Raw genomic sequence first — 21,274 nt, 5'->3', positions numbered from 1 at the left:
TTCATGCTGAGTCGTCGTTTCGGTTCGTGGGGTCGGCGTCGTGGTCGGTCAGCCCGAACAGTTCACGCGCCGGGCCGAGCAGACGCTGCTGGCGGGCGCCGGCCGCCTTGCGCAGCACCGCGCTCGGTTCGTGCATCAGTTTATTGGTCAGCCGGCGCGAGACGAACTCCAGCACCGCTTCGGCATCCTCGCCGCGCGCCAGTCGCCGCCGGGCCTGGGCCATGACTTCGGCCCGGCGGCCCTCCGCCGCGTCGCGCATGGCGCGGATTGTAGCGGTTGCGCGGCGCGAGTCGACCCATTCGAGATATTCGTTGATACGGGATTCGATGATCTCGTCCGCCTGCTCGGCCGCCGCCGCCCGCGAGCGCTTGTTATCGTCGATCACGCTCTGCAAGTCGTCGACCGAGTAGAGATAGATGTCCTCGAACTTGGCCGAGGCCGGCTCGATGTCGCGCGGCACCGCCAGATCCAGTACGAACATCGGCTTGCGCCGGCGCTGCTTGAGCGCGCCTTTGAGCTCCTTGGCGCGCACGAGATAGCCTGGTGCTGCGGTCGAGGAGATCAGCAGGTCCGCTTCGGCCAGATGCCGGGGGATGTCGGCCAGCCCGATGGCATAGCCGTGGTAGCGGCTGGCCAGCTCCTGCGCCCGATTCAGGCTGCGATTGGCGAAAATCATGCGCGACACGCCGATCTCGGACAGATAACGCGCGGTGAGTTCGATCATCTCGCCGGCGCCGATCATCATCGCGGACGACGCGCTGACGTCGGTAAAGATCTGGCGTGCCAGCGATACCCCGGCATAAGCTACCGACACCGGGTTGGCGCCGATCTCGGTCCCGCTGCGCACGGCCTTGGCCACGGTGAAGCTGTGCTCGAACAGCCGTGTGAGAAGTGGGCCGGCGCCACGTGCCGCCTGGGCGGAACGATAGGCGTCCTTCATCTGTCCAAGGATCTGTGGCTCGCCGAGAATCATCGAGTCCAGACCGGAGGCAACGCGCAGACTGTGGCGCACGACCTCGCGCCCGTGATGCACGTAGAAACAGCCGGACAGGGCCTCCGGCTCAAGCCCGCGCTGGCGACAGAGCCATTCGCGCAAGCCGCCATCGTCGGCAGGGTTCGCCTCTTCGTCGACGATGGCGTACAACTCGGTACGATTACAGGTCGACAGGATCGCACCTTCGCGAATCTGCGGCAGGTGCAGAAAATCATCCAACGCGCTGGCAAACTGATCCGCCGGGAACGCGACCGCTTCGCGTATCGACAGCGGCGCGGTATGGTGATTGAGGCCCACGGTCAGCAGCGACATGGGTCTATTCTACCGTGCGCTCGATAGTTCTGGGATATTCATATGGCAAAGTCTGGGTGCGCAAACTATCGAGATCGGGTGCGGGCGTGGGCCGTCGTCGGGCTGGCGAGCGTACTCGGATTCGGCGCCTTTGACACGTCGGCCGTCGCCGCCACGGACGATACGCGCACAGCGCCGGTCAGCGATATCGATCAACTGGCCCGTGCCCCCGAGGCCGCCCTGGATTATCAGGTGATGGTTGGCGAGCTCTCGCTGCTCGACGGCGACACGCAGGGCGCGGCCAAGGCCTATGTGAAGGCGCTTTCCTATTCGCAGGACTCGGCGCTGGCCCAGCGTGCGACGCAGATCGCACTGGCCGCGAATCGCCAGGATCTGGCCTACCGGGCCGCCAGAGTCTGGGCGCGGGCGGCGCCGAAGGACCGCCGGGCGCAGCAGGCGGCGGTTCGGCTGGCATTCGTCAACAAGGACCCGCAGGGCGTTGAGGCTTTTGCGCCGCAACTGGTCGCGAGTGCCGATTCGCCGCGCGACGGTTATCAGGCCCTGGCCCGGATCCTGAGTGACCAGCCGGACCAGGCCAATATGGCCCTCGATACCATGTCCAGGCTCGCCGCCGCTCATCCCAAACAGGCAGCCGCGCAGTATGCACTGGGCCGCCTGGCGCTGAACTACAACCATATCGACACCGCCGCGTCGGCCGCGGACAAGGCCGTCGCGGACGCGCCCGATTGGTCCGAGGCCAGCCTGTTGCGCGCCGCGATCGCGGTCCGGCAGGGCAAGCTCGAGGCCGCGGTTCGGCGCGTGGCCGCGCTCAAGGGCAGTGATCGACAGCGCGCCGAGTACCACGTCGCGCTCGGGCGCATGCTCCTCCAGGCCGGTAACGACAGTAAAGGGCTGACGGCGTTCAAGCAGGCGGTGGCAATCGACGGCGATTTCGCCGAGGCGCGCTACGGGCTGGGTCTGGTGGCGCTGTCGCAGGGCGATCTCGATACCGCGGCCACACAGTTCGAGCAGCTCTACAAATCCGGCGCACACAGTGACGACGCGGCCTTCTATCGGGGTGTGGTCGCCGAGAGGCGCCAGCACGACGCCAAGGCGATCGACTGGTACCGGAAGGTCAGCGATGGCGATCACCAGTTCGCCGCCGGTGTGCGCATCGCGCAGCTCACCTACGAGCAGGGCAATCTCGACGGCGCGCGGGATCAGTTGCATCAAATGGCCGATGCATATCCGGACCGGAGTACGAAGCTGCACGCGGTGGAAGGCGGTCTGCTGGTCGACGCCGGGCAGCCGAAGAAAGCGCTGGCGGTCTACGATGCCGCGCTCAAGAATGCGCCCGACGACACCGATCTGCTCTACGCCCGTTCGCTGGCCTACGCCAAACTCGGCCGGGTCGACGCTGCCGAGGCCGATCTCAAGCATATCCTGTCGCAAGACGCCGACAACCCCGAAGCACTCAATGCGTTGGGCTACATGCTGACCAACCACAGCACTGATTACGCCCGGGCCGAGCGCTATATCCGCAAGTCGTTGCAAGCCGATCCCGGGGATCCGGCCGTGCTGGATAGCCTGGGCTGGGTGGAATACAAGCGGGGGCATCTGGCTTCGGCGCGCAAGCATCTGGAGCAAGCCTACAAGGGCAGTTCCGACCCGGAGATCGCGGCCCATCTCGGCGCAGTGCGCTGGCAGCAGGGCGACCACGACGCCGCGCGCCGGATATGGCATAAAGCGCAGGCCAAGCACCCCGACAACAAGGTGCTCAAGCAGACGATCGAACGGCTGACTTCATGAAGAAACTCGTATTCGCGATGCTGGGAATCGCGCTGCTGGGCGGTTGCGCGATCATCCACAAACCGGCGCCGAGCGAGGCCGGCGTGGCCAATGCCAAGGCCTGGCAGGCGCGCCAGAACACGCTCGACCATTTCTCCGACTGGTCGCTGCAGGGACGGGTTGCCACCGGGCAGTTGCTGGGCTGGACCGGCAACCTGAGCTGGCGCGAACGCGCGCCGAAGTTCAATGTGCGTCTGGCCGGCCCGCTCGGCGCCGGTGGTATGCGGGCCAAGGGCACGCTCAATCATGTGGTCATCGACACCGACGATGGCAAGCATTTCGAGACCAGCGACCCGGACGCCCTGGTGAAGAAGGCGCTGGGCTGGTCGTTCCCGCTCAAGCCGCTGAGCTATTGGGCCAAGGGCATGCCGGCGCCCGGCGATTACCAGCGTATTTCGGTCGACGCCCAGGGTCGACTGCGTTCCCTGACCCAGGATGGCTGGACCGTGTCGTATCTCGACTACACCACGCCGGCCGGCGCGCCCGTGCCGCTGCCCAAACGTGTGGTGTTGGATAACGGTGATACGCGTATTCGTCTGATCGTCGATCGCTGGTTCGACCTGAACGCCTCAAGTAACAACGCGGGCTGACCCGCGCGCCGCATCCATCGATGTCCTCCGATACCACCGCCCCCATGGCCGCGCGCCCGGCTGCGAGCCCACCGCTTCGCCTGGCGGGCATGAGTTGGTCGCACTTCGTCAACGACGGCGCGGCGAACTTCCTCCCGGGCGTACTGCCCGCGATCCTGATCGGGCTTCACCTGCCGGTGGCGCTGGCCGGAACACTGATGGCCGCGCTGCTGGTCGGGCAGGGTCTGCAACCGTTTGTGGGCCTGGTTGGCGACCGGATCGGCGGGCGCGCATTGAGCCTCGTTGGGCTGGTGGGCTCGTCGCTCGGTGCCGGCCTGGTGGGATGGGTGGCCAGCCCGGCCGCGCTGATCGCCGTGCTCGTGCTGATCGGTGTCTCGAACGCGATGTTTCATCCCCAGGCCCTGGCGGGCGTGCGTCGACTGGCGCAGACGCGCCAGGGCCTGGCCATGTCTGTGTTTCTTGTCGGCGGCGAGATCGGGCGCGGTGTCTGGCCAGTGCTGGCGGGGCTGTGCGTGGTGTGGGGCGGGTTGCACTGGCTGGCCTTGCTGGCCTTGCCCGGTTTCGCCAGTGTTTTCCTGCTGGCGCGTTGCGCACCCGCGTTGCCACGGTGTTCCCTGGATGCCGCGCCGATCGCCTGGCGCCGGCACATCGGCGCCCTGTCGCGTCTCGTCGTGTTCTGCGCGCTGCGCGCGTTCGTGATCTTTGCTGCGGTCACGCTGTTGCCGCTGATGTGGTCGGCCAACGGTGGATCGCTCACCGCGGGCGCCAGCCTGATCACGGTGCTCCTGGTGGTCGGCGTGATCGGCAATCTCAGCGGCGGCTGGCTTGCCGACCGGCTCGGCTCACGGGTGTTGCTGATCGGCACCATGCTGGTCAGTGCGTTATGCACGGCGGCGCTGGCCTTCGCGGGCGGGCTGTGGCTGTGGGGGCTCACCGCGATGCTCGGCATCGCCCTGTTCGCCACGCTGCCGCTCACTATCCTGATCGCGCAGGATGTGCTGCCCGAGAATCGTTCGTTCGGCTCCGGCTTGGCACTGGGGCTGGCTAACGCGCTGGGCGCGGTGGCCGTGATCGGCCTGGGGCCGTTGATCGAGGCGGCGGGCGCTTCGGCCGGTTTCCTGCTGGCCGCGGGTGCCGCACTCGCCGCGGCCGTGCTGGCGGTCTGGGTGCCGCGACGCGCTCGCGCGCGTTGATCGAGACGCGGCGGCACGCGCAATGGCCAGTGCTCGGGTCGGCCAGGGAATACGCAGCCGCTGAATGAGCAGGCATTGACGTTCGCGTCACCGGCCGCGGTTTGAGCGGGCGCGGCCAGGCGGTAAGGCATCGGCCTGTTGGTGACAAGCGATCCCGCCTGCCGCAGGTTCGACGCCCTCGCATGCGCGGGCGAACCGCGGCGCTTCAGCGCGACGGGCCCGCAGGGTGAGGATGCGTGAGCATCCGAATAATCCTGCCGCCCGGAAGTTTTCTCGTGGCTGTCGTTTGTTTGTGCTGTGCCTGAAATTGACAGGCTCAGGTCAAGCCAAGAGAATACGCCGCTCTCGTCTGCGCAATGCGCGCGATGGGCGATTGGGACACTGATTTGAATGGGGCGTAGCCCTGCGGTAAGGAATCGGCCTGTTGGTGACAAGCGATCCCGTGTACGGCAGGTTCGACGCCCTCGTATGCGAGGGCGAACCGGGGCGCTTCAGCGCCACGGGCCCGTAGGGTGAGGATGCGTGAGAATCCGAATAATCCTGCCGCCCGGAAGCATTCTTTCTAAATTGACACGGGTAGGGTTGCAAAACAGAATACTCGGCGTTCTGATTGAACGGTGACCCCCTGTCCGGGTTGCCGTTGTGATTTTACTGGGGCGTAGCCAAGCGGTAAGGCATCGGGTTTTGATCCCGTGTACCGCAGGTTCGAATCCTGCCGCCCCAGCCAATTAGACGTTCGCGTGAGCGGACACAACAGACAGTTGGGGCGGCAGGATGAGCATCCTGCAAGGTTCGACGGTCGCGCGACAGCGCGATCGAATCGTGTCGCGAAGCGACACGGGCCCGAAGGGTGAGGATGCGCAAGCATCCGAATAACCCTGCCGCCCCAGCCAATTTCGACAAAAACGGCGGCAATCCATGGCGGACTCCCGATTGATGGTCTTCACCGGCAACGCCAACCCGGCGTTGGCGCGCGATGTGGCGGGCTATCTCAGGTTGCCGATGGGCAAGGCCAGCGTTGGACGATTCTCGGACGGCGAATGCCAGGTCGAGATCGAAGAGAACGTACGCGGCCGCGATGTGTTCGTGGTGCAGTCGACCTGTCAGCCGACCAACGACACGCTCATGGAACTGCTGATGATGATCGATGCGCTGCATCGCGCATCCGCCGGGCGTATCACCGCGGTCATGCCGTATTTTGGTTATGCGCGCCAGGATCGCCGCCCACGCAGCGCGCGCGTGCCGATCTCGGCCAAGGTGGCGGCCAGCCTGCTGGGCGCGGTGGGCACCGACCGCGTGCTCACGGTCGATCTGCACGCCGATCAGATCCAGGGCTTCTTCGACATGCCGGTGGACAACATCTATGCCTCGCCGGTGCTGCTGGGCGACATCTGGCGCCAGAAGGAACGCAGCGACAACCTGATCGTGGTGTCGCCCGACGTGGGCGGCGTGGTCCGCGCCCGGGCGCTGGCCAAACGCCTTGACGAGGCGGACCTGGCGATCATCGACAAGCGCCGGCCCAAGGCCAACGAAGCCAAGATCATGAACATCATCGGCGACGTGGCGGGCAAGAGCTGTATCATGGTCGACGATCTGGTGGATACCGCCGGCACGCTTTGCCAGGCGGCCAACGCGCTCAAGGATCAAGGCGCGACCAAGGTGCGAGCCTACGTGACGCATCCGGTGCTATCCGGCAAGGCGGTGGAGAATATTCGCGATTCCCGTCTCGACGAGCTGGTGGTCACCGACACGATCCCGTTGTCGGAAGAGGCCTCGGCCTGTCCCAAGATCCGGCAACTGCATATCGCGCCGCTGCTGGCCGAGACGATCCGGCGCGTGTCGGCCGAGGAATCGGTGTCGACGCTGTACGTCGACTAGCGTCGATTTCGGCGGCCAGTGCCGCCGCCGATACAATTTTTACCGTGCGCCTCGTGCAATCGGCGACGAAGCGCGTATACTACGCGGTCTTTTAATCCCGGCGGAACAATCGTTGCGCCGTTCGACCATCGACTGTAACCGGCCGCAACCCAACGCCAGCGGCCAGACAAGCTAGCTGGAGCGAATCGATATGGAAGCTTTCGAGCTCAACGCGGAAAAACGCAATGCCACCGGCCGGGCCGAGAACAAGCGCCTGCGCAAGACCGGTCGCGTGCCGGCCATCATCTATGGCGGTAACGGCGACCCGGTGATGCTGTCGTTCAACCACAACGACCTGGTCCATCATCTGGACAACGAGGCGTTTTTCTCGCACATCATCAAGATCAACATCGACGGCGCTCAGGCGGAAGAGGTCGTGCTGCGCGACCTGCAGCGCCACCCGGCCAAGCCGTTCGTCGAGCATGCCGATTTCCTGCGCATCGTCGCGGGCGAGGCGCTGCGCATGAGTGTGCCGCTGCACTTCGTGGGCGAAGAGGAATGCCCGGGTGTGGTCGACGAAGCCGGCGTCATCCAGCACAACATGAATGACATCGAGATCGAGTGCCTGCCGCGCGACCTGCCGGAGTATCTCGAGGTCGATTGCCGCAACCTGCATCTGCACGATGCGGTGCATCTGTCGCAGCTGGTGCTGCCGAACGGCGTCCAGATCGTCGATCTGATGGGCGACGAGGAAGAGCAGAACGATCTGACCGTGGTCTCCGTCCAGGTGCCGCGCGCCGCAGTAGAGCTGGAAGCCGAGGACGAGGCCGAGGCAGAAGCCGAAGCGGCGGCCGACGCGGCCGAGGCCGAGGACCAAGACGCCGACGAGGAAGGCAAGGAAGAGGGCGACGCGGACAACAGCTGATCGTTGTCCCGCGGCTGTTGGAGCGCATCGAATGACCGATGAGTGAACGCATCCGCGCGCTCGTGGCCCTGGGCAATCCCGGCGCCGATCATGCCCGCGACCGGCACAATGCCGGTTTCTGGCTGGCGGATCGGCTGGCCGAGCGCTGGGGCCTTGTCTTTTCGCCGGAGAAGAAGTTCAAGGGCGATCTCGCGCGCGCCAAACGCGCGGGCGAGACGCTCTGGCTGCTCAAGCCGATGACCTTCATGAACGTCAGCGGCGAGGCCATCCAGCCGCTGATGGCATTTCACAAGATCGAGCCTGCCGAATTGCTGGTCGTACACGACGAACTCGACCTGCCACCGGGCGTGGCCCGGCTCAAGGATGGCGGTGGCCACGGCGGCCACAATGGCCTGCGCGATACCCATCGCGTGATCGGCCCCGGCTATCGGCGTCTGCGCATCGGCATCGGTCACCCGGGCCATGCCTCTGGCGTGTTGTCGCACGTTCTGGGTACGCCGTCGGCCGATGATCAGGCTGCAATCGAGGCCGCCATCGAGGCGGGCGTCGACGCGGTGGAAACAATCATCGAGTCCGGCTGGAATCGCGGCGCCCAGCAGCTCAACTCCCGCAAGCCCTGATTCGATTCCGTCCGCGACTTCGCGGGCGCTCACGAGGTATTTTCCATGGCGCTTCAGATCGGCATCGTCGGCCTGCCCAATGTCGGCAAATCGACCCTGTTCAACGCCCTGACCGCGGCCGAGATTCCGGCCGAGAACTACCCGTTCTGCACCATCGATCCCAATGTGGGCGTGGTCACCGTGCCGGATCCACGGCTCGACAAGCTGGCCGCGATCGCCGCGCCGGAAAAGGTGCTGCCGACGACCATCGAGTTCGTCGATATCGCCGGGCTCGTGGCGGGGGCCTCGACCGGCGAAGGGCTCGGCAACCAGTTTCTGGCCAATATCCGCGAGACCGATGCCATCCTGCATGTCGTGCGCTGTTTCGAGAATGACGATGTCATGCATGTCTCCGGGCGTGTGGATCCGATCGCCGATATCGAGACCATCGACACGGAGTTGGCGCTGGCGGATCTGGCCACGGTCACCCGGGCGCTGGACCGGGTGTCCAAGGCCGCGAAATCCGGCGACAAGAACGCCAAGCGCCAGGCCGACGTCTACGCCCGTGTGCGCGATCATCTCGACACCGGCGCCCCGGTACGGGCGCTGGAACTGTCCGAAGACGAGCACGCGGCGCTGCGCGAGCTGCATCTGATCACCGCCAAGCCGGCGTTGTTCGTGGCCAACGTCGACGAGGAGGGATTCGAGAACAACCCGCTGCTCGATCGTGTGCGCGCGCACGCCGAAGCACAGAACGCGCGGGTGGTGCCGGTATGCGCGGCGCTGGAAGGCGAGATCGCGCAACTCGACGGCGGCGACAAGCTCGAATTCCTGGCCGAACTGGGCCAGGACGAGCCTGGGCTGAATCGCGTGATCCGTGCCGGCTACGCGCTGCTCGGGCTGCAGACGTTCTTCACGGTCGGGCCCAAGGAGGTCCGGGCCTGGACGGTGCGCGCCGGCTCCACCGCGCCGCAGGCGGCGGGTGTGATCCATACCGACTTCGAGCGCGGCTTCATCCGGGCCGAGGTGATCGGCTACGACGACTACGTCGAGCTTGGCGGTGAGAAAGGCGCCAAGGAAGCCGGCCGCCAGCGGCTCGAAGGCAAGGAGTACCGCATGGCCGAGGGCGATGTGGTGCATTTCCGCTTCAACGTCTGAGCGGATTCCGTATTTTTTGGCCGTTGTCGTCTTGACGGAAACGGCCGGGCCGAACATAATCTCGCGCCTTCGCGGCCATGTAGCTCAGGGGTTAGAGCACAGCATTCATAATGCTGGTGTCGCTGGTTCAAATCCAGCCATGGCCACCAAATCGAGACGGTACGCACGGGCATATGTCGCGCCGCTGACCATCGGCATCGGCGATTCCCATACCCGGGCCGGTATCGAGCGTAAAAAGGCCCGGCAGCCCGCCCGGGCCTTTTTCGTATCCGCTCCGAAACGCACGCCCCCGGAATAGGGTGGATGGGTCGTGTGCGGCCAAGCTGCTAGACTCTGGCGCTACACGGCCAAGCGAGTGTCAACGGGCCCCGATCCCTATGGCGAAGAAATCCGACGGTGGCAAGCGTAAGCCGCTCAAGCTCAAGACCGGGTCGTTCGACCGCAACGCGGCGATGGCGCGCATGGGCATGATGGCTGGCGCGTCGTTCGCTACCCACACGGTGGGCAATCTGTTCCGCAACAAGGCCGATCGCGAGGCCCGAAACCGCGAGTTCTATGTCCGGCAGGCCCAGTTCCTGGCCGACGAGCTCGGGCAGCTCAAGGGCAGCGTGATGAAGGTCGGCCAGATGCTGTCGGTTTATGGCCAGTACTTCATGCCGCCGGAGGCGATCGAGGTGCTGCGCAGCCTGCAGGACGACAGCCCGCCGGTGGCCTGGGCGGATCTGGAACCGGTGGTGATCGAACGGCTCGGGCGCAAACGCCTGGACGAACTCGATATCGACCCGGAGCCGCTCGCAGCGGCCTCGCTGGGCCAGGTGCACCGCGCCTGGCGTAAATCCGACGGCCGCGAACTGTGCGTGAAGGTACAGTACCCGCGCCTGGCCGATGCCATCGATAGCGATATCCGTACGCTGACCAATATCGTGCGTCTGGCGCGGCTCGTGCCCAAGGGCATGGAGTTGCACTCGGTGATGGAGGAAGTGCGCGAGATGATCTACCGCGAGGTGGATTACGATCGCGAACTGCGCATGACCCGCGAGTTCGGTCAGCGTCTGGCCCACGACGACCGCTACGTGGTGCCGGAGGTCTTTCCCGAATATTCGACCGAGACCGTGCTGGTGACCTCGTTCGAGGCCGCCGACCACGTCCAGAGCGAGCGCGTGAAGAGTCTCTCGCAGGAGCGGCGCAATCATCTGAGCGAGTCCGCGCTGGAGTTGTTTTTCCTCGAGTTCTTCAACTGGGGCATCGTCCAGACCGACCCGCATTTCGGCAACTACAAGGTCCGGATCAACGACGACGGCGCCGACCAGTTCGTGCTGCTCGATTTCGGCGCAACCCGCGAATTCGCACCGCGCTTTCTCGGCTCGTACTACGACACGGTGGCGGGCGCTTTCGAGGGCGATCGGCAGAAACTCATCGACGGCGCGATCGGCATCAATCTGTTGCGCCGCGATTCGCCGCAGCGCGTGTTCGACGATTTCGCCAACGTCGGCCTGCTCATCATCGAGCCGTTTCGCGCCGAACCGCCGGCCGAACTGTCGACCCCGGACGGTCGTTACAAGTGGGGCGAGTCGGATCTGTTCTGGCGTGTCTCCAAGGCGGTACAGGATGCGGCCATCTCGCGCTGGTTCCGTATTCCGCCGCGCGAGATCGTGTTCCTGCATCGCCGGCTCGGCGGCGTGTTCGTGCTGCTGTCGGTGCTCGGCGCCCAGATCAACGCGCACGATCTGCTGGGCGCCTATCTGTATCAGGAAAACGGCCGGATCCGGCCCGACGCCTAGCCGAACACCTGGCCGAACGCCTTAGTGCGACGCCTACGTGCGGCGTGACCGTCGGGGTGCTGCCGCTCGATCAAAACGAAAAGGACGATTCATGAAATTTCAGGAAACCTTCGACTTCGACTATCCGCGCAACGTCATCCTGCGCATGTTCGGAGACGAGGCGTACTACCGCGCCAAGTACGAGAAGATGGGCGGCGAGCCCGAAGTGATCGATACCCAGAGCAGCGAGAATCGCTTCTCGATTACCGTGCGTCACGCGCTTGAGGCGACCCGCCTCAAGTTCCCCGATTTCATCAAGAGCCGGATCGGCGACCATCTGTATCTGCGCCAGACCGATGCCTGGCAGCTGGATCAGGGGCGCGGCCGCCTGGACATCGAGATCGAAAAAGCGCCGGTACAGATCGGGGCCGCCCTGCACCTGACCGACCAGGGCTCGGGCTCGCGTCTCACCCTGGATTTCGATATCAAGGCCTCGGTGCCTCTGCTGGGCGGCAAGATCGAGAAAACCGTAGCCGGGCCGATCAGCCGGCACATGCAGAAGGATCTGAAGCTGACCAACCAGATGGCGGCCGATTACGCCTGAGCGGTTTTCGGGTATCTCGCGGGCCGTTCGTTGAAAATACGGGTCCGCGAATGAACGCCAATGAACGCGAATAAAAGACCGTTCGAGCGATAAGACTCGCTTCGGTCCGAGCACAGTGATCGGCATACAACGTCGATCCGGTTTTCCGGAACGAAGAGGCCAGTGGCGCCGTGCTGGTGGGTCGAGCGCTGTGGCCACGCGGGCCTCGACCCGTTGATCCGTTCATTTGCGTTTATTGCGCGTTGATTCGCTGACTCACTCTTCGAAGAGCTCTATGAACGCTCTCGCAGGTTCTTCAGCTCATAAAGCCTGGCCAGAGCTTCACGCGGGGTGAGATCGTCGCAGTCGATCTCGTCGAGCAGGTCGTGCACGGGGTCCGGCGCGGTCTCGGCGACCGGGGCCGGCTTCGGCGCCTCGAACAGGCCGAGCTGTGGGCTGCTCGATTCGCGCGACGCGTTTTCCAGTTCGGCCAGGTGCTTCTCGGCCTGACGGATCACTTTCTTCGGCACCCCGGCGAGGGCGGCGACCTGCAGGCCGAAACTGCGCGAGGCCGGGCCGGGACGGATCGCGTGCAGGAACGCCAGTTTCTGTTCGCCGCCGGCATCGGCGTAGTCCGCCACCTCGAAATGGGCGTTTTTCGCGGCCGGCCAGTCGGCCGCGATCTGCGTCAGCTCGAAGTAGTGCGTGGCGAACAGCGTATACGCCCGATTGTGCGTGGCCAGTCGTTCGGCCACCGCCCGGGCCAGGGCCAGGCCGTCGTAGGTGGAGGTACCGCGGCCGATCTCGTCCAGCAGCACCAGCGACTGTTCGGTGGCGTGGTGCAGAATCTGCGCGGTCTCGCTCATCTCCACCATGAACGTGGACTGGCCGGCGGACAGGTCGTCGCCGGCGCCGATGCGCGTGAAGATGCGGTCGAGCGGGCCGATGGTGGCGGAATCAGCGGGCACGAACGAACCGATGTGCGCCATCAGCACGATCAACGCCGTCTGGCGCATGTAGGTCGACTTGCCGCCCATGTTGGGGCCGGTAATGAGCAGCACGCGCGTGTCGTCGTCCAGTTCGGTGTCGTTGGCCACGAACGGCGCGTCGGAAAAGCGCTCGACCACCGGATGGCGGCCGCCGCTGATATGAATGCCGGGTGTGTCGGTCAGCCGGGGCGCGACCCAGCGATAATCCACCGCACAGCGGGCCAGCCCGGACAGCACGTCCAGCCGTGCCAGGCCGTCGGCGATCGACTGCAGGCGCGACATGTGCGTGGCCAGCCGTTCGACCAGCTCCGTATACAGTTGTTTCTCGCGCGCCAGGGCGCGTTCGCGCGCCGACAGCACCTTGTCCTCGAAGGATTTGAGTTCCGGCGTGATATAGCGCTCGACCGCCTTGAGGGTCTGCCGGCGCTGGTAGTCGATGGGCGCCTTGTCGGCATGGGTGCGCCCCATTTCGATGTAGTAGCCGTGTACCCGGTTGTAGCCGACCTTGAGCGTGTCCACGCCGGTACGTTCGCGCTCGCGTGTTTCCAGTTCGGCCAGATAGCCGTCGGCGTTGGCCGACAGCGCGCGCAATTCGTCGAGCGTATCGTCGTAGCCGTCGGCGATCACGCCGCCATCGCGTACCACCACCGGCGGCGAGGCCACGATGGCCCGCGCCAGCAGGCCGGCGAGATCGTCGGCGGGGTCGAGCGCGGTATCGATGCCGGCCAGCAACGGCGCATCCAGACCGGCGAGTTCTTTTTTCAGCCCCGGCAGCCCGGCCAGCGCACCGGCCAGCCCGGACAGATCGCGCGGCCGGGCGGTACCCAGCGCGATGCGGGTGGCGATGCGCTCGACATCGGCCATCGCGCGCAGCTTGTCGGCGATCGGCACATAGGCGCCGCGCATGAGGGTTTCGATCGCCTGGTGGCGATGGGCCAGCGTGTTGAAGTGGCGTGTCGGCTCGGCTGCCCAGCGGCGCAGTGCACGCGCGCCCATGGCCGTGGCGCAGCGATCCAGCAGGCCGATCAGGCTGTGTCGAGTGTCGCCGCTCGCGCTGGCCTCGATTTCCAGGTTACGCCGCGTGGGCCCGTCCAGGATCAGCGTGTCGGTGACGGCATAGGTCCGCATGGACGCGATATGCGCCAGGGCGGTGTGCTGGGTCGCCTCGACATAATCGATCAGCGCGCCGGCTGCGGCGATCGCGCGGGGCATGTCGCCGCAACCGAAACCGTCCAGCTGGGCCACGCCGAAGAATGCCTCCAGCTTGCGCCGGGCGGACACCGCGTCGAACAGCCAGGCCGGGCGTTCGGTGCGGGCCGTGTCGTTCAGCTTGAGATCGAGCGTGGATTGATCCGACACCACGACCTCGCTGGGCGAAAGACGCGCCAGCTCGGCGGCCAGCGCGGCCTCATCGGCGACCTCGGTGACTGCCAGGTCGCCGCGCGCGAGTTCGAGCGCGGCCACGCCGATGGCGCGCTTGGCCGGTGCGATGGCCACGATCAGGTTGGCGGTGCGCGCATCGAGCAGAGCATCGTCGGTGACCGTGCCCGGCGTGACCACGCGCACCACTTCGCGCCGCACCGGCCCCTTGGTGCTGCCGGGGGCTTCCATTTGCTCACAGATGGCCACCGATTCGCCGCGCGCGATCAGCCGCGCTAGATACGACTCGGCCGCGTGATAGGGCACGCCGGCCATGGGAATCGATACCCCGCCCGACTCGCCGCGCGCGGTGAGCGTGATGTCGAGCAGCTCGGCCGCGCGCTTGGCGTCGTCGAAGAACAGCTCGTAGAAATCGCCCATGCGGTAGAACACCAGCATGTGCGGGTACTCGTCCTTGATCGCCAGATATTGGCGGATCATCGGCGTGTGCTGGGCGTGGCGGGTCGCCGGATCGCTCATGGGGTCTCGTCGTGGCTGGTGCATGGCGCGGACAGGCGCGAATTGTAGTCCGACAATTCCGGTTTCGCAGGGTCGCGCTGGCATAATGCCCACATGACGACGCTCTACGATCCTGACGGCGCGATCGACGAGTTGGTGGGGCAGTTGGCCGCGCTGCTGCCGGCGTGCGACCGGCGCCTGGCCATGGCCGAATCCTGCACCGGCGGCATGATCGCGGCCGCCTGCACCGACGTCCCCGGCAGTTCGGCCTGGTTCGAGCGCGGCTATGTCACCTATTCCAACGAGGCCAAGCAGTCCGATCTCGGGGTGGCGCCGGCGCTGCTGGCCGATCACGGCGCGGTGAGCGCGCCGGTGGTCGCGGCCATGACCCGGGGCGTACTGGCCGCGGCGCCGGGCGCCGATTGGGCGATCGCGGTATCCGGCGTCGCCGGGCCCGGTGGTGGCAGTGCCGACAAGCCGGTGGGCACGGTATTCATCGGCTGGCAGGCGCGCGGCGGCGAGCCCGACGTGGTTCGTTATCGATTCGACGGCGACCGCCGTGCGGTACGGCATGCTTCGGTTCTGGCCGCGCTGGTCGGCCTGCGCGAACGCGTGGACGCCGGCTGAGGGCGGGGCGCGCATGACGGCCGGCGATACATCGAGATCACAGCGTCTGTTCTTCGCGCTCTGGCCGCCGCCCGATGCGGCCCGGCGCATCGCCGAGCTCGGCGCGGCACTCGATGCCCAGGGCGCGCCGGTGGCCCGCGACAAGCTGCATCTCACGCTCGCCTTCCACGGCAACTGCGACGCGGCCGGGCGCGAGGCGCTGATCGCCCGCGCCGAGCGTGTGTCCGCAGCGCCGATCGACCTCGTGTTCGACCGCCTCGACGGCTTTTCCAAACCTCGCCTGATCTGGCTCGGGCTTTCCGACCCGCCACAGGCGTTGTTCGATCTCGCGGCTTTTTTGCGCGGCCCCGGTCTTGATCGGCGGCGTTTCGTGCCGCATATCACATTGCAACGAAAAGCCGCGCCGATCGCGGCTCGTTCGGTCGCCCCCATCGCCTGGCGGGCGCGCGAGTTCGTGCTGGCCGAAAGCGGGGCGCACGGCGTGGCCGGCGCTTATCGCATACTTGCGCGCTGGCCGCTCGCGGGCGAGGCTGGGCCCCTCGCAAATGTGAAATAATGCCGCCCATACCCGACCATCAGCAGTCTGCTTTCCCGCCCGGGAGGCCTGCGTTCGATTCGAACGGACCCGATCACTATGGATGAAGATCGCAAGAAAGCACTCGCCGCCGCGCTGAGCCAGATCGAACGCCAGTTCGGCAAGGGCTCGGTGATGCGCATGGGCGATGTCGACAACTCCAACGTCGCCTCGATTTCCAGTGGCTCGCTGACGCTCGACATCGCGCTCGGCGTCGGTGGCTACCCGCGCGGCCGCGTGGTCGAGATCTACGGCCCGGAATCCTCGGGCAAGACCACGCTCACGCTGCAGGCCATCGCCGAGGCGCAGAAGGCCGGCGGCACCGCGGCCTTCATCGACGCCGAGCACGCGCTGGACCCGACCTATGCCGAAGCCCTCGGTGTGGATATCGAGAACCTGCTGATCTCGCAGCCGGACACCGGCGAGCAGGCGCTCGAGATCGCGGACATGCTGGTGCGTTCGGCGGCGGTCGATATCGTGGTGGTGGACTCGGTCGCCGCGCTCACGCCCAAGGCCGAGATCGAGGGCGAGATGGGCGATTCGCATGTCGGCCTGCAGGCGCGGCTGATGAGCCAGGCACTGCGCAAGCTGACCGCCAACATCAAGCGCACCGGCACCACGGTGATGTTCATCAACCAGATCCGCATGAAGATTGGCGTGATGTTCGGCAGCCCGGAAACCACCACCGGCGGCAACGCGCTGAAGTTCTATTCGTCCGTGCGGCTCGACATCCGCCGCATCGGTTCGATCAAGAAGGGCGACGAAGTCATCGGCAACGAGACCCGCGTCAAGGTGGTCAAGAACAAGATGGCGCCGCCGTTCCGCAAGGCCGAGTTCGAGATCCTCTACGGCGAGGGCTCCTCGCGCGAAGGCGAGATCATCGATCTGGGCGTGGCCAACAACCTGGTGGAAAAAGCCGGCTCCTGGTATTCCTACAACGGCGACCGCATCGGCCAGGGCAAGGACAACGCCCGCAAGTTCCTCAAGGACAACCCCGAAATCGCGCAGACCATCGAAGCAGCCCTGCGCGAGAAGCTGTTGCCGAAGAAAAAGACGAAGGAAGAGAAGGCAGCCGAAGCAGCCGCGGCGAATGGCGCGGATCAGGCCGGCGAAGCGGATCTGTTGTCTTCGGAAAACAGCGCCACTGCGGCCTCGGGCGCGTCCAAACGCGGCGCGAAATAGGCGGTCACGCCAGACATATCGATCCGATGATCGGCCGCGCGAAGCGCGGCCGTTGTCGTGAAGCGACATGGACGACGACACGAACAACGAGCGACCGGAAGACGAAGCGCGCCATGCCGAGCGGCTCGCGATTCGCAAGCGCGCCATGGATCTGCTGGCGCGGCGCGAGCATGCCCGTGCCGAACTCGTCACCAAATTGAAAAAACATGAGCACGCGGCCGACGATATCGAGGCCGTGCTCGACGAGCTGGTCGAAGATGGCCTGCAGTCCGATGCCCGCTACGCCGAAGCCGCGGTGGCCAGCAAGGCCCGCCGTGGCATCGGCCCGATCCGGATTCGCGCCGAACTGCGCGGCGCCGGGGTGAACGATGGCGAGATCGAGGCCGCGCTGGCCGAGGCCGGGGTCGACTGGGACGAATTGGCCGAAGCCGCGCGGCGCAAGCGTTTCGGCGCCGAGTTGCCGGCCGACTTTCCAGCCCGGGCCAAGCAGATGCGTTTCCTGCAACGCCGCGGCTTCGATGCCGATCAGCTGGCGGCTGCGTTCGACGATTGATCTTCGGGCTGTTTGCGGGCTCGGTGGCCTGTTTTTCTATCCACGGATTGCACGGATTTCGCAGGTTGAATACAGGCGGATCTCTGGTTACGGCGCGCCTATCGCTGTCGTAGCAAGGCGGCTCTTGATTATGTGCGACACGCAGCTGGTTGAATAAGCCAGGGCATTTTGTCCGCAAATGCACACGAATGAGCGCAAATAAGAAGTAAAATCAAGGTATTGCTGCTTCAGGTGCGCTAGCACTGGCGTCATCAGTGCCTTGAATGAACCTTGTACAAATTAAGTCGCTTTTTATTGTCCGCAGATCGACGCAGATATACGCAGATCTGTTACGTGCGGTTACTACGTCTGTTCCTCGATACGCAGTGGTGATCAAAGACGCAACACGGCAACAGCGTGGTATCCATCGGCGTGCGTGTGTGTCCATTGGCGGACGGAACAGTTCTTGCAGGACGGCTGGGCCCCACGCGCCGCTATGAACGATCCGGCTCGCGACGTCGTCCGCGTTCAATCTGTGCCACCGGTGAAATCTGTGGATCGCGGCCTTTTACGGCGCATCGAATGAATGGAATCCGGCCTGCATGATCGAACGGCCGATGGCATGATCGGGTACGGATATTCAACGCGAGAAGTGTGATGAAAGTCACCGCCGAAATCTGTGTGATACCGCTGGGCGCGGGGGTGTCGGTGTCGAAGTACATCGCCGCCTGTGGCCCGATTCTCGAGGCCGCCGGATTGAAACCTCAGCTGCATGCCTACGGCACGAATGTGGAAGGTGAATGGGACGACGTGTTTGCCGCATTCAAGGAATGCCATCAGACCATCCACGATCTCGGTGCGCCGCGGGTGCATACCTCGATCAAGGTCGGTACCCGGACCGACCGCGATCAGAGCAACGACGACAAGATCGCCGCCGTTCGCGGCCTGGACAGATAGCCCGCAGTGGGGCTGCGGCCCGTGGTTTGCTAAACTGACGGGCTGTTTGTGAAGGCTTTGCCCGAAACTGTTGGCAGAAAGCCTGGATGTACCGGAGACGCGACCCATGATGACCACCAACGCGCTGCGTTCGCGTTTCATCGAATATTTCAAGGCCAACGCGCATCGGTTCGTGGCCTCGTCGAGCCTCGTACCGGCTTCCGACCCGACATTGTTGTTCGTCAACGCGGGCATGGTGCCGTTCAAGGATGTGTTCCTCGGTCGCGACCAGCGCGACTACAACCGCGCCGTGTCGGCCCAGCGCTGCGTGCGTGCCGGCGGCAAGCACAACGATCTCGAGAACGTCGGCTATACCGCACGCCACCACACGTTCTTCGAAATGCTGGGCAACTTCAGCTTCGGCGATTACTTCAAGCGCGAGGCCATTCGTTTCGCCTGGGAGTTCCTGACCGTCGAACTGGAGATGCCGGCCGAGAAGCTGTGGGTCACGGTGTACGAGGAAGACGCCGAAGCCGAGGCCATCTGGAAGGATGACATCGGCATCCCCCAGGCGCGTCTGGCCCGCATTGGCGCCAAGGACAACTTCTGGCAGATGGGCGACACCGGGCCCTGCGGCCCCTGTTCGGAGATCTTTTACGATCACGGCGAGCATATCTGGGGCGGGCCGCCCGGCACGCCGGAGGAAGACGGCGATCGTTTCGTCGAGATCTGGAACCTCGTGTTCATGCAGTACGACCGCCAGCCCGACGGCGAAATGCGCGATCTGCCCAAGCCGTCGATCGATACCGGCATGGGCCTGGAGCGCATCGCCGCGGTCATGCAGGGCACGCACGACAACTACGGCATCGATGTCTTCCAGACCCTGATGGCGGCCACCGCCGAGGCCGTCGGCATCGAAGGCCAGCCGCGCGAAGATCAATTGCCGTCGCTGAAGGTGGTGGCCGACCATATCCGCGCCACCGCGTTTCTGATCGCCGACGGCGTGATGCCATCCAATGAAGGCCGTGGCTACGTGCTGCGCCGGATCATGCGGCGCGCGATCCGGCACGGCTACAAGCTGGGCGCGACCGGCACGTTCTTCTACCAGCTCGTCGCGCCGCTCGATGCGCTGATGGGCGAGGCCTATCCCGAATTGAGCGATGCCCGGGCCCAGATCGAGCACGTGGTCGAGCAGGAGGAACAGCGCTTTTCGGAAACGCTCGCCCAGGGCATGAAGATTCTCGAGGATGCCATTGCCGGCCTGTCCGGCACCGAGATCCCGGGCGAGACCGTGTTCAAGCTCTACGACACCTACGGCTTTCCGGTCGATCTCACCAATGACGTGGCCCGCGAGCGCGATCTGACGCTCGACAACGAAGGCTTCGAGCGCGCCATGAACGCCCAGCGCGAGCGCGCCCGGGCGGCCAGCCAGTTCGGCGCCGATTACCACGCCAGGCTCGACGATGTCGGCGACGCCACAGAGTTTCTCGGTTATACCGAGGACGAGGCCGAGGCGAGGATCGTGTCGTTGCTGGTCGACGGCGAACCCACCGATGCCATCGCGGCCGGGTCGCAGGGTGTGGTCGTGCTCGACCGCACGCCGTTCTACGGCGAATCCGGCGGCCAGGTCGGCGATACCGGCACCATCGCCGGCGACGGCTTTACCTTCGTCGTCACCGATACGCAGAAGCAGAACGGCGTATTCCTGCACTTCGGCCATGCCGAGGATGGCGCGGTCGTGCCTGGCGCCGCGGTGACCGCCACGGTGGACGTGGCGCGCCGGCGCGACATCGAACTCAATCACACGGCCACCCACCTGCTGCACGCGGCGCTGCGCGACACGCTCGGTACGCATGTACGCCAGAAGGGCTCGCTGGTGGCCCCCGATCGCCTGCGCTTCGATTTCTCGCACTTCGAGGCCGTCACGCCGGAACAGCTGGCGACCATCGAGGCCCAGGTCAACGACAAGATTCGCGAGAACATCGAAGGGCGCATCTACGAGCGATCCTACGACGAGGCCGTGGCCGAGGGCGCGATGGCCTTCTTCGGCGAAAAATACGGCTCGGTCGTGCGCGTAGTGCGCTTCGGCGATTACTCGGTGGAACTGTGTGGCGGGACCCACGCGCCGGCCACCGGTGCGCTCGGTTTCGTCAAGATTACCGAGGAGCGCGGCGTGTCGGCCGGCAACCGGCGCCTGGAGGCCGTCTCGGGCAGCCATGCGCTGGCCTGGATACAGGATGTGATCGATCGCCAGACACGGCTGGCCAGCCGGCTCAAGGCGGCGCCCAGCGAACTCGAGGACAAGCTGGATCGCGTGCTTGAGCGCGTATCCGGCCTCGAAAAGCAGCTCGAAGCGGCGAACCAGAAGCTGGCGGCCAGCCAGGGCGACGATCTGGCCTCCGCGGCGGTCGATATCGGCGGCGCCCAGGTCGTGGTCAAGCGCATGGACGGCGCCGATCGCAAGACACTTCGGGAAACGGTCGACGCGCTCAAGAACAAGCTCGACAACGCCATTGTCGTGCTCGGCGCGGCTGAGGGCGACAAAGTCGCGTTGATCGCGGGCGTCGCCAAGGCACAGGCCGACCGGGTGCCGGCCGGCGATCTGGTCAACTACGTGGCCAGCCAGGTGGGCGGCAAGGGCGGTGGCCGTCCGGACATGGCGCAGGCCGGCGGCAGCGAGCCCGAGAATCTCGACGCGGCGCTCGCCAGCGTAACCGGCTGGATCGACGAACGTCTGTCGGCGCGTACCGGCTGAGCC

The 21,274-nt window shown here is 65.5% G+C and carries 17 protein-coding genes and 2 tRNA genes; 17 read left to right on the top strand and 2 right to left on the bottom strand.

From position 1 onward, the window contains the following. Position 1: 1 nt before the first annotated feature. Positions 2-1,306 (bottom strand): glutamyl-tRNA reductase, encoded by a 1,305-nt coding sequence (gene hemA, locus SALB1_RS01465; RefSeq protein WP_109992237.1) that lies wholly within the window; start codon positions 1,304-1,306, stop codon positions 2-4. Positions 1,307-1,384: 78 nt separating this feature from the next. On the opposite strand from hemA, the gene SALB1_RS01460 reads away from it, so the two are divergent. The 11 genes from SALB1_RS01460 to SALB1_RS01410 all read left to right on the top strand — a co-directional run bounded on the left by SALB1_RS01460 (position 1,385) and on the right by SALB1_RS01410 (position 11,819). Further along, a complete protein-coding gene (locus tag SALB1_RS01460; protein ID WP_109992236.1) occupies positions 1,385-3,094 on the top strand; it encodes a tetratricopeptide repeat protein in 1,710 nt (569 codons plus the stop codon). Then, complete coding sequence (gene lolB / locus SALB1_RS01455) at positions 3,091-3,723, top strand: lipoprotein insertase outer membrane protein LolB (RefSeq protein ID WP_109992235.1); 633 nt, start codon at positions 3,091-3,093, stop codon at positions 3,721-3,723. Before SALB1_RS01460 ends, lolB begins: the two co-directional genes overlap by 4 nt. A 20-nt stretch (positions 3,724-3,743) precedes the next feature. Continuing rightward, the gene (locus tag SALB1_RS01450; protein ID WP_255414470.1) at positions 3,744-4,916 is read left to right on the top strand and encodes an MFS transporter; all 1,173 of its coding nucleotides are present in this window, start codon (positions 3,744-3,746) and stop codon (positions 4,914-4,916) included. A gap of 652 nt (positions 4,917-5,568) precedes the next feature. Continuing rightward, positions 5,569-5,643 (top strand) — tRNA-Gln (locus SALB1_RS01445). Between the two features lie 191 nt (positions 5,644-5,834). After that, on the top strand, positions 5,835-6,794 hold the full coding sequence (locus SALB1_RS01440) for a ribose-phosphate diphosphokinase (RefSeq protein ID WP_179950700.1): 960 nt from the start codon (positions 5,835-5,837) through the stop codon (positions 6,792-6,794). A 190-nt stretch (positions 6,795-6,984) separates the two neighbouring features. After that, positions 6,985-7,698 carry a 50S ribosomal protein L25/general stress protein Ctc gene (locus tag SALB1_RS01435; protein WP_109992233.1) on the top strand — a complete coding sequence of 238 codons (714 nt, stop codon included), beginning with the start codon at positions 6,985-6,987 and terminating at the stop codon, positions 7,696-7,698. Positions 7,699-7,736: 38 nt separating this feature from the next. Beyond that, positions 7,737-8,318 carry an aminoacyl-tRNA hydrolase gene (pth, locus tag SALB1_RS01430; RefSeq protein WP_109992232.1) on the top strand — a complete coding sequence of 194 codons (582 nt, stop codon included), beginning with the start codon at positions 7,737-7,739 and terminating at the stop codon, positions 8,316-8,318. A 45-nt stretch (positions 8,319-8,363) separates the two neighbouring features. After that, a complete protein-coding gene (gene ychF, locus SALB1_RS01425) occupies positions 8,364-9,455 on the top strand; it encodes a redox-regulated ATPase YchF (protein ID WP_109992231.1) in 1,092 nt (363 codons plus the stop codon). A gap of 73 nt (positions 9,456-9,528) precedes the next feature. Continuing rightward, positions 9,529-9,604 (top strand) — tRNA-Met (locus tag SALB1_RS01420). A gap of 228 nt (positions 9,605-9,832) precedes the next feature. Next, positions 9,833-11,236: an AarF/ABC1/UbiB kinase family protein gene (locus SALB1_RS01415; protein WP_109992230.1), complete on the top strand. Its 1,404-nt coding sequence runs from the start codon at positions 9,833-9,835 to the stop codon at positions 11,234-11,236. A 91-nt stretch (positions 11,237-11,327) separates the two neighbouring features. After that, complete coding sequence (locus tag SALB1_RS01410; RefSeq protein WP_109992229.1) at positions 11,328-11,819, top strand: DUF2505 domain-containing protein; 492 nt, start codon at positions 11,328-11,330, stop codon at positions 11,817-11,819. Positions 11,820-12,091: 272 nt separating this feature from the next. Here the strand turns inward: SALB1_RS01410 and mutS are convergent, their stop codons facing one another. Continuing rightward, entirely contained in the window at positions 12,092-14,686 is a 2,595-nt protein-coding gene (gene mutS, locus SALB1_RS01405) for a DNA mismatch repair protein MutS (RefSeq protein WP_109992228.1), read from the bottom strand. A 93-nt stretch (positions 14,687-14,779) separates the two neighbouring features. Between mutS and SALB1_RS01400 the strand changes: the two genes are divergently transcribed. From SALB1_RS01400 to alaS, 6 genes are all read left to right on the top strand, one after another. Continuing rightward, a complete protein-coding gene (locus SALB1_RS01400; RefSeq protein WP_109992227.1) occupies positions 14,780-15,292 on the top strand; it encodes a CinA family protein in 513 nt (170 codons plus the stop codon). Between the two features lie 13 nt (positions 15,293-15,305). Then, on the top strand, positions 15,306-15,848 hold the full coding sequence (gene thpR / locus SALB1_RS01395) for an RNA 2',3'-cyclic phosphodiesterase (protein ID WP_158590574.1): 543 nt from the start codon (positions 15,306-15,308) through the stop codon (positions 15,846-15,848). Positions 15,849-15,926: 78 nt separating this feature from the next. After that, positions 15,927-17,048: a recombinase RecA gene (gene recA, locus SALB1_RS01390; protein ID WP_109992225.1), complete on the top strand. Its 1,122-nt coding sequence runs from the start codon at positions 15,927-15,929 to the stop codon at positions 17,046-17,048. A gap of 67 nt (positions 17,049-17,115) precedes the next feature. Then, the gene (locus SALB1_RS01385) at positions 17,116-17,601 is read left to right on the top strand and encodes a regulatory protein RecX (RefSeq protein WP_109992224.1); all 486 of its coding nucleotides are present in this window, start codon (positions 17,116-17,118) and stop codon (positions 17,599-17,601) included. A 636-nt stretch (positions 17,602-18,237) separates the two neighbouring features. After that, positions 18,238-18,537 (top strand): MTH1187 family thiamine-binding protein, encoded by a 300-nt coding sequence (locus SALB1_RS01380; RefSeq protein WP_109992223.1) that lies wholly within the window; start codon positions 18,238-18,240, stop codon positions 18,535-18,537. A 106-nt stretch (positions 18,538-18,643) separates the two neighbouring features. Next, positions 18,644-21,271 carry an alanine--tRNA ligase gene (gene alaS, locus SALB1_RS01375; RefSeq protein WP_109992222.1) on the top strand — a complete coding sequence of 876 codons (2,628 nt, stop codon included), beginning with the start codon at positions 18,644-18,646 and terminating at the stop codon, positions 21,269-21,271. Positions 21,272-21,274 lie beyond the last annotated feature (3 nt).

The organism is Salinisphaera sp. LB1, assembly GCF_003177035.1.
Lineage (GTDB): Bacteria > Pseudomonadota > Gammaproteobacteria > Nevskiales > Salinisphaeraceae > Salinisphaera.
The sequence above is the reverse complement of the archived record's forward strand: the minus strand, read 5'-3'. Positions and strand labels throughout refer to the sequence as shown.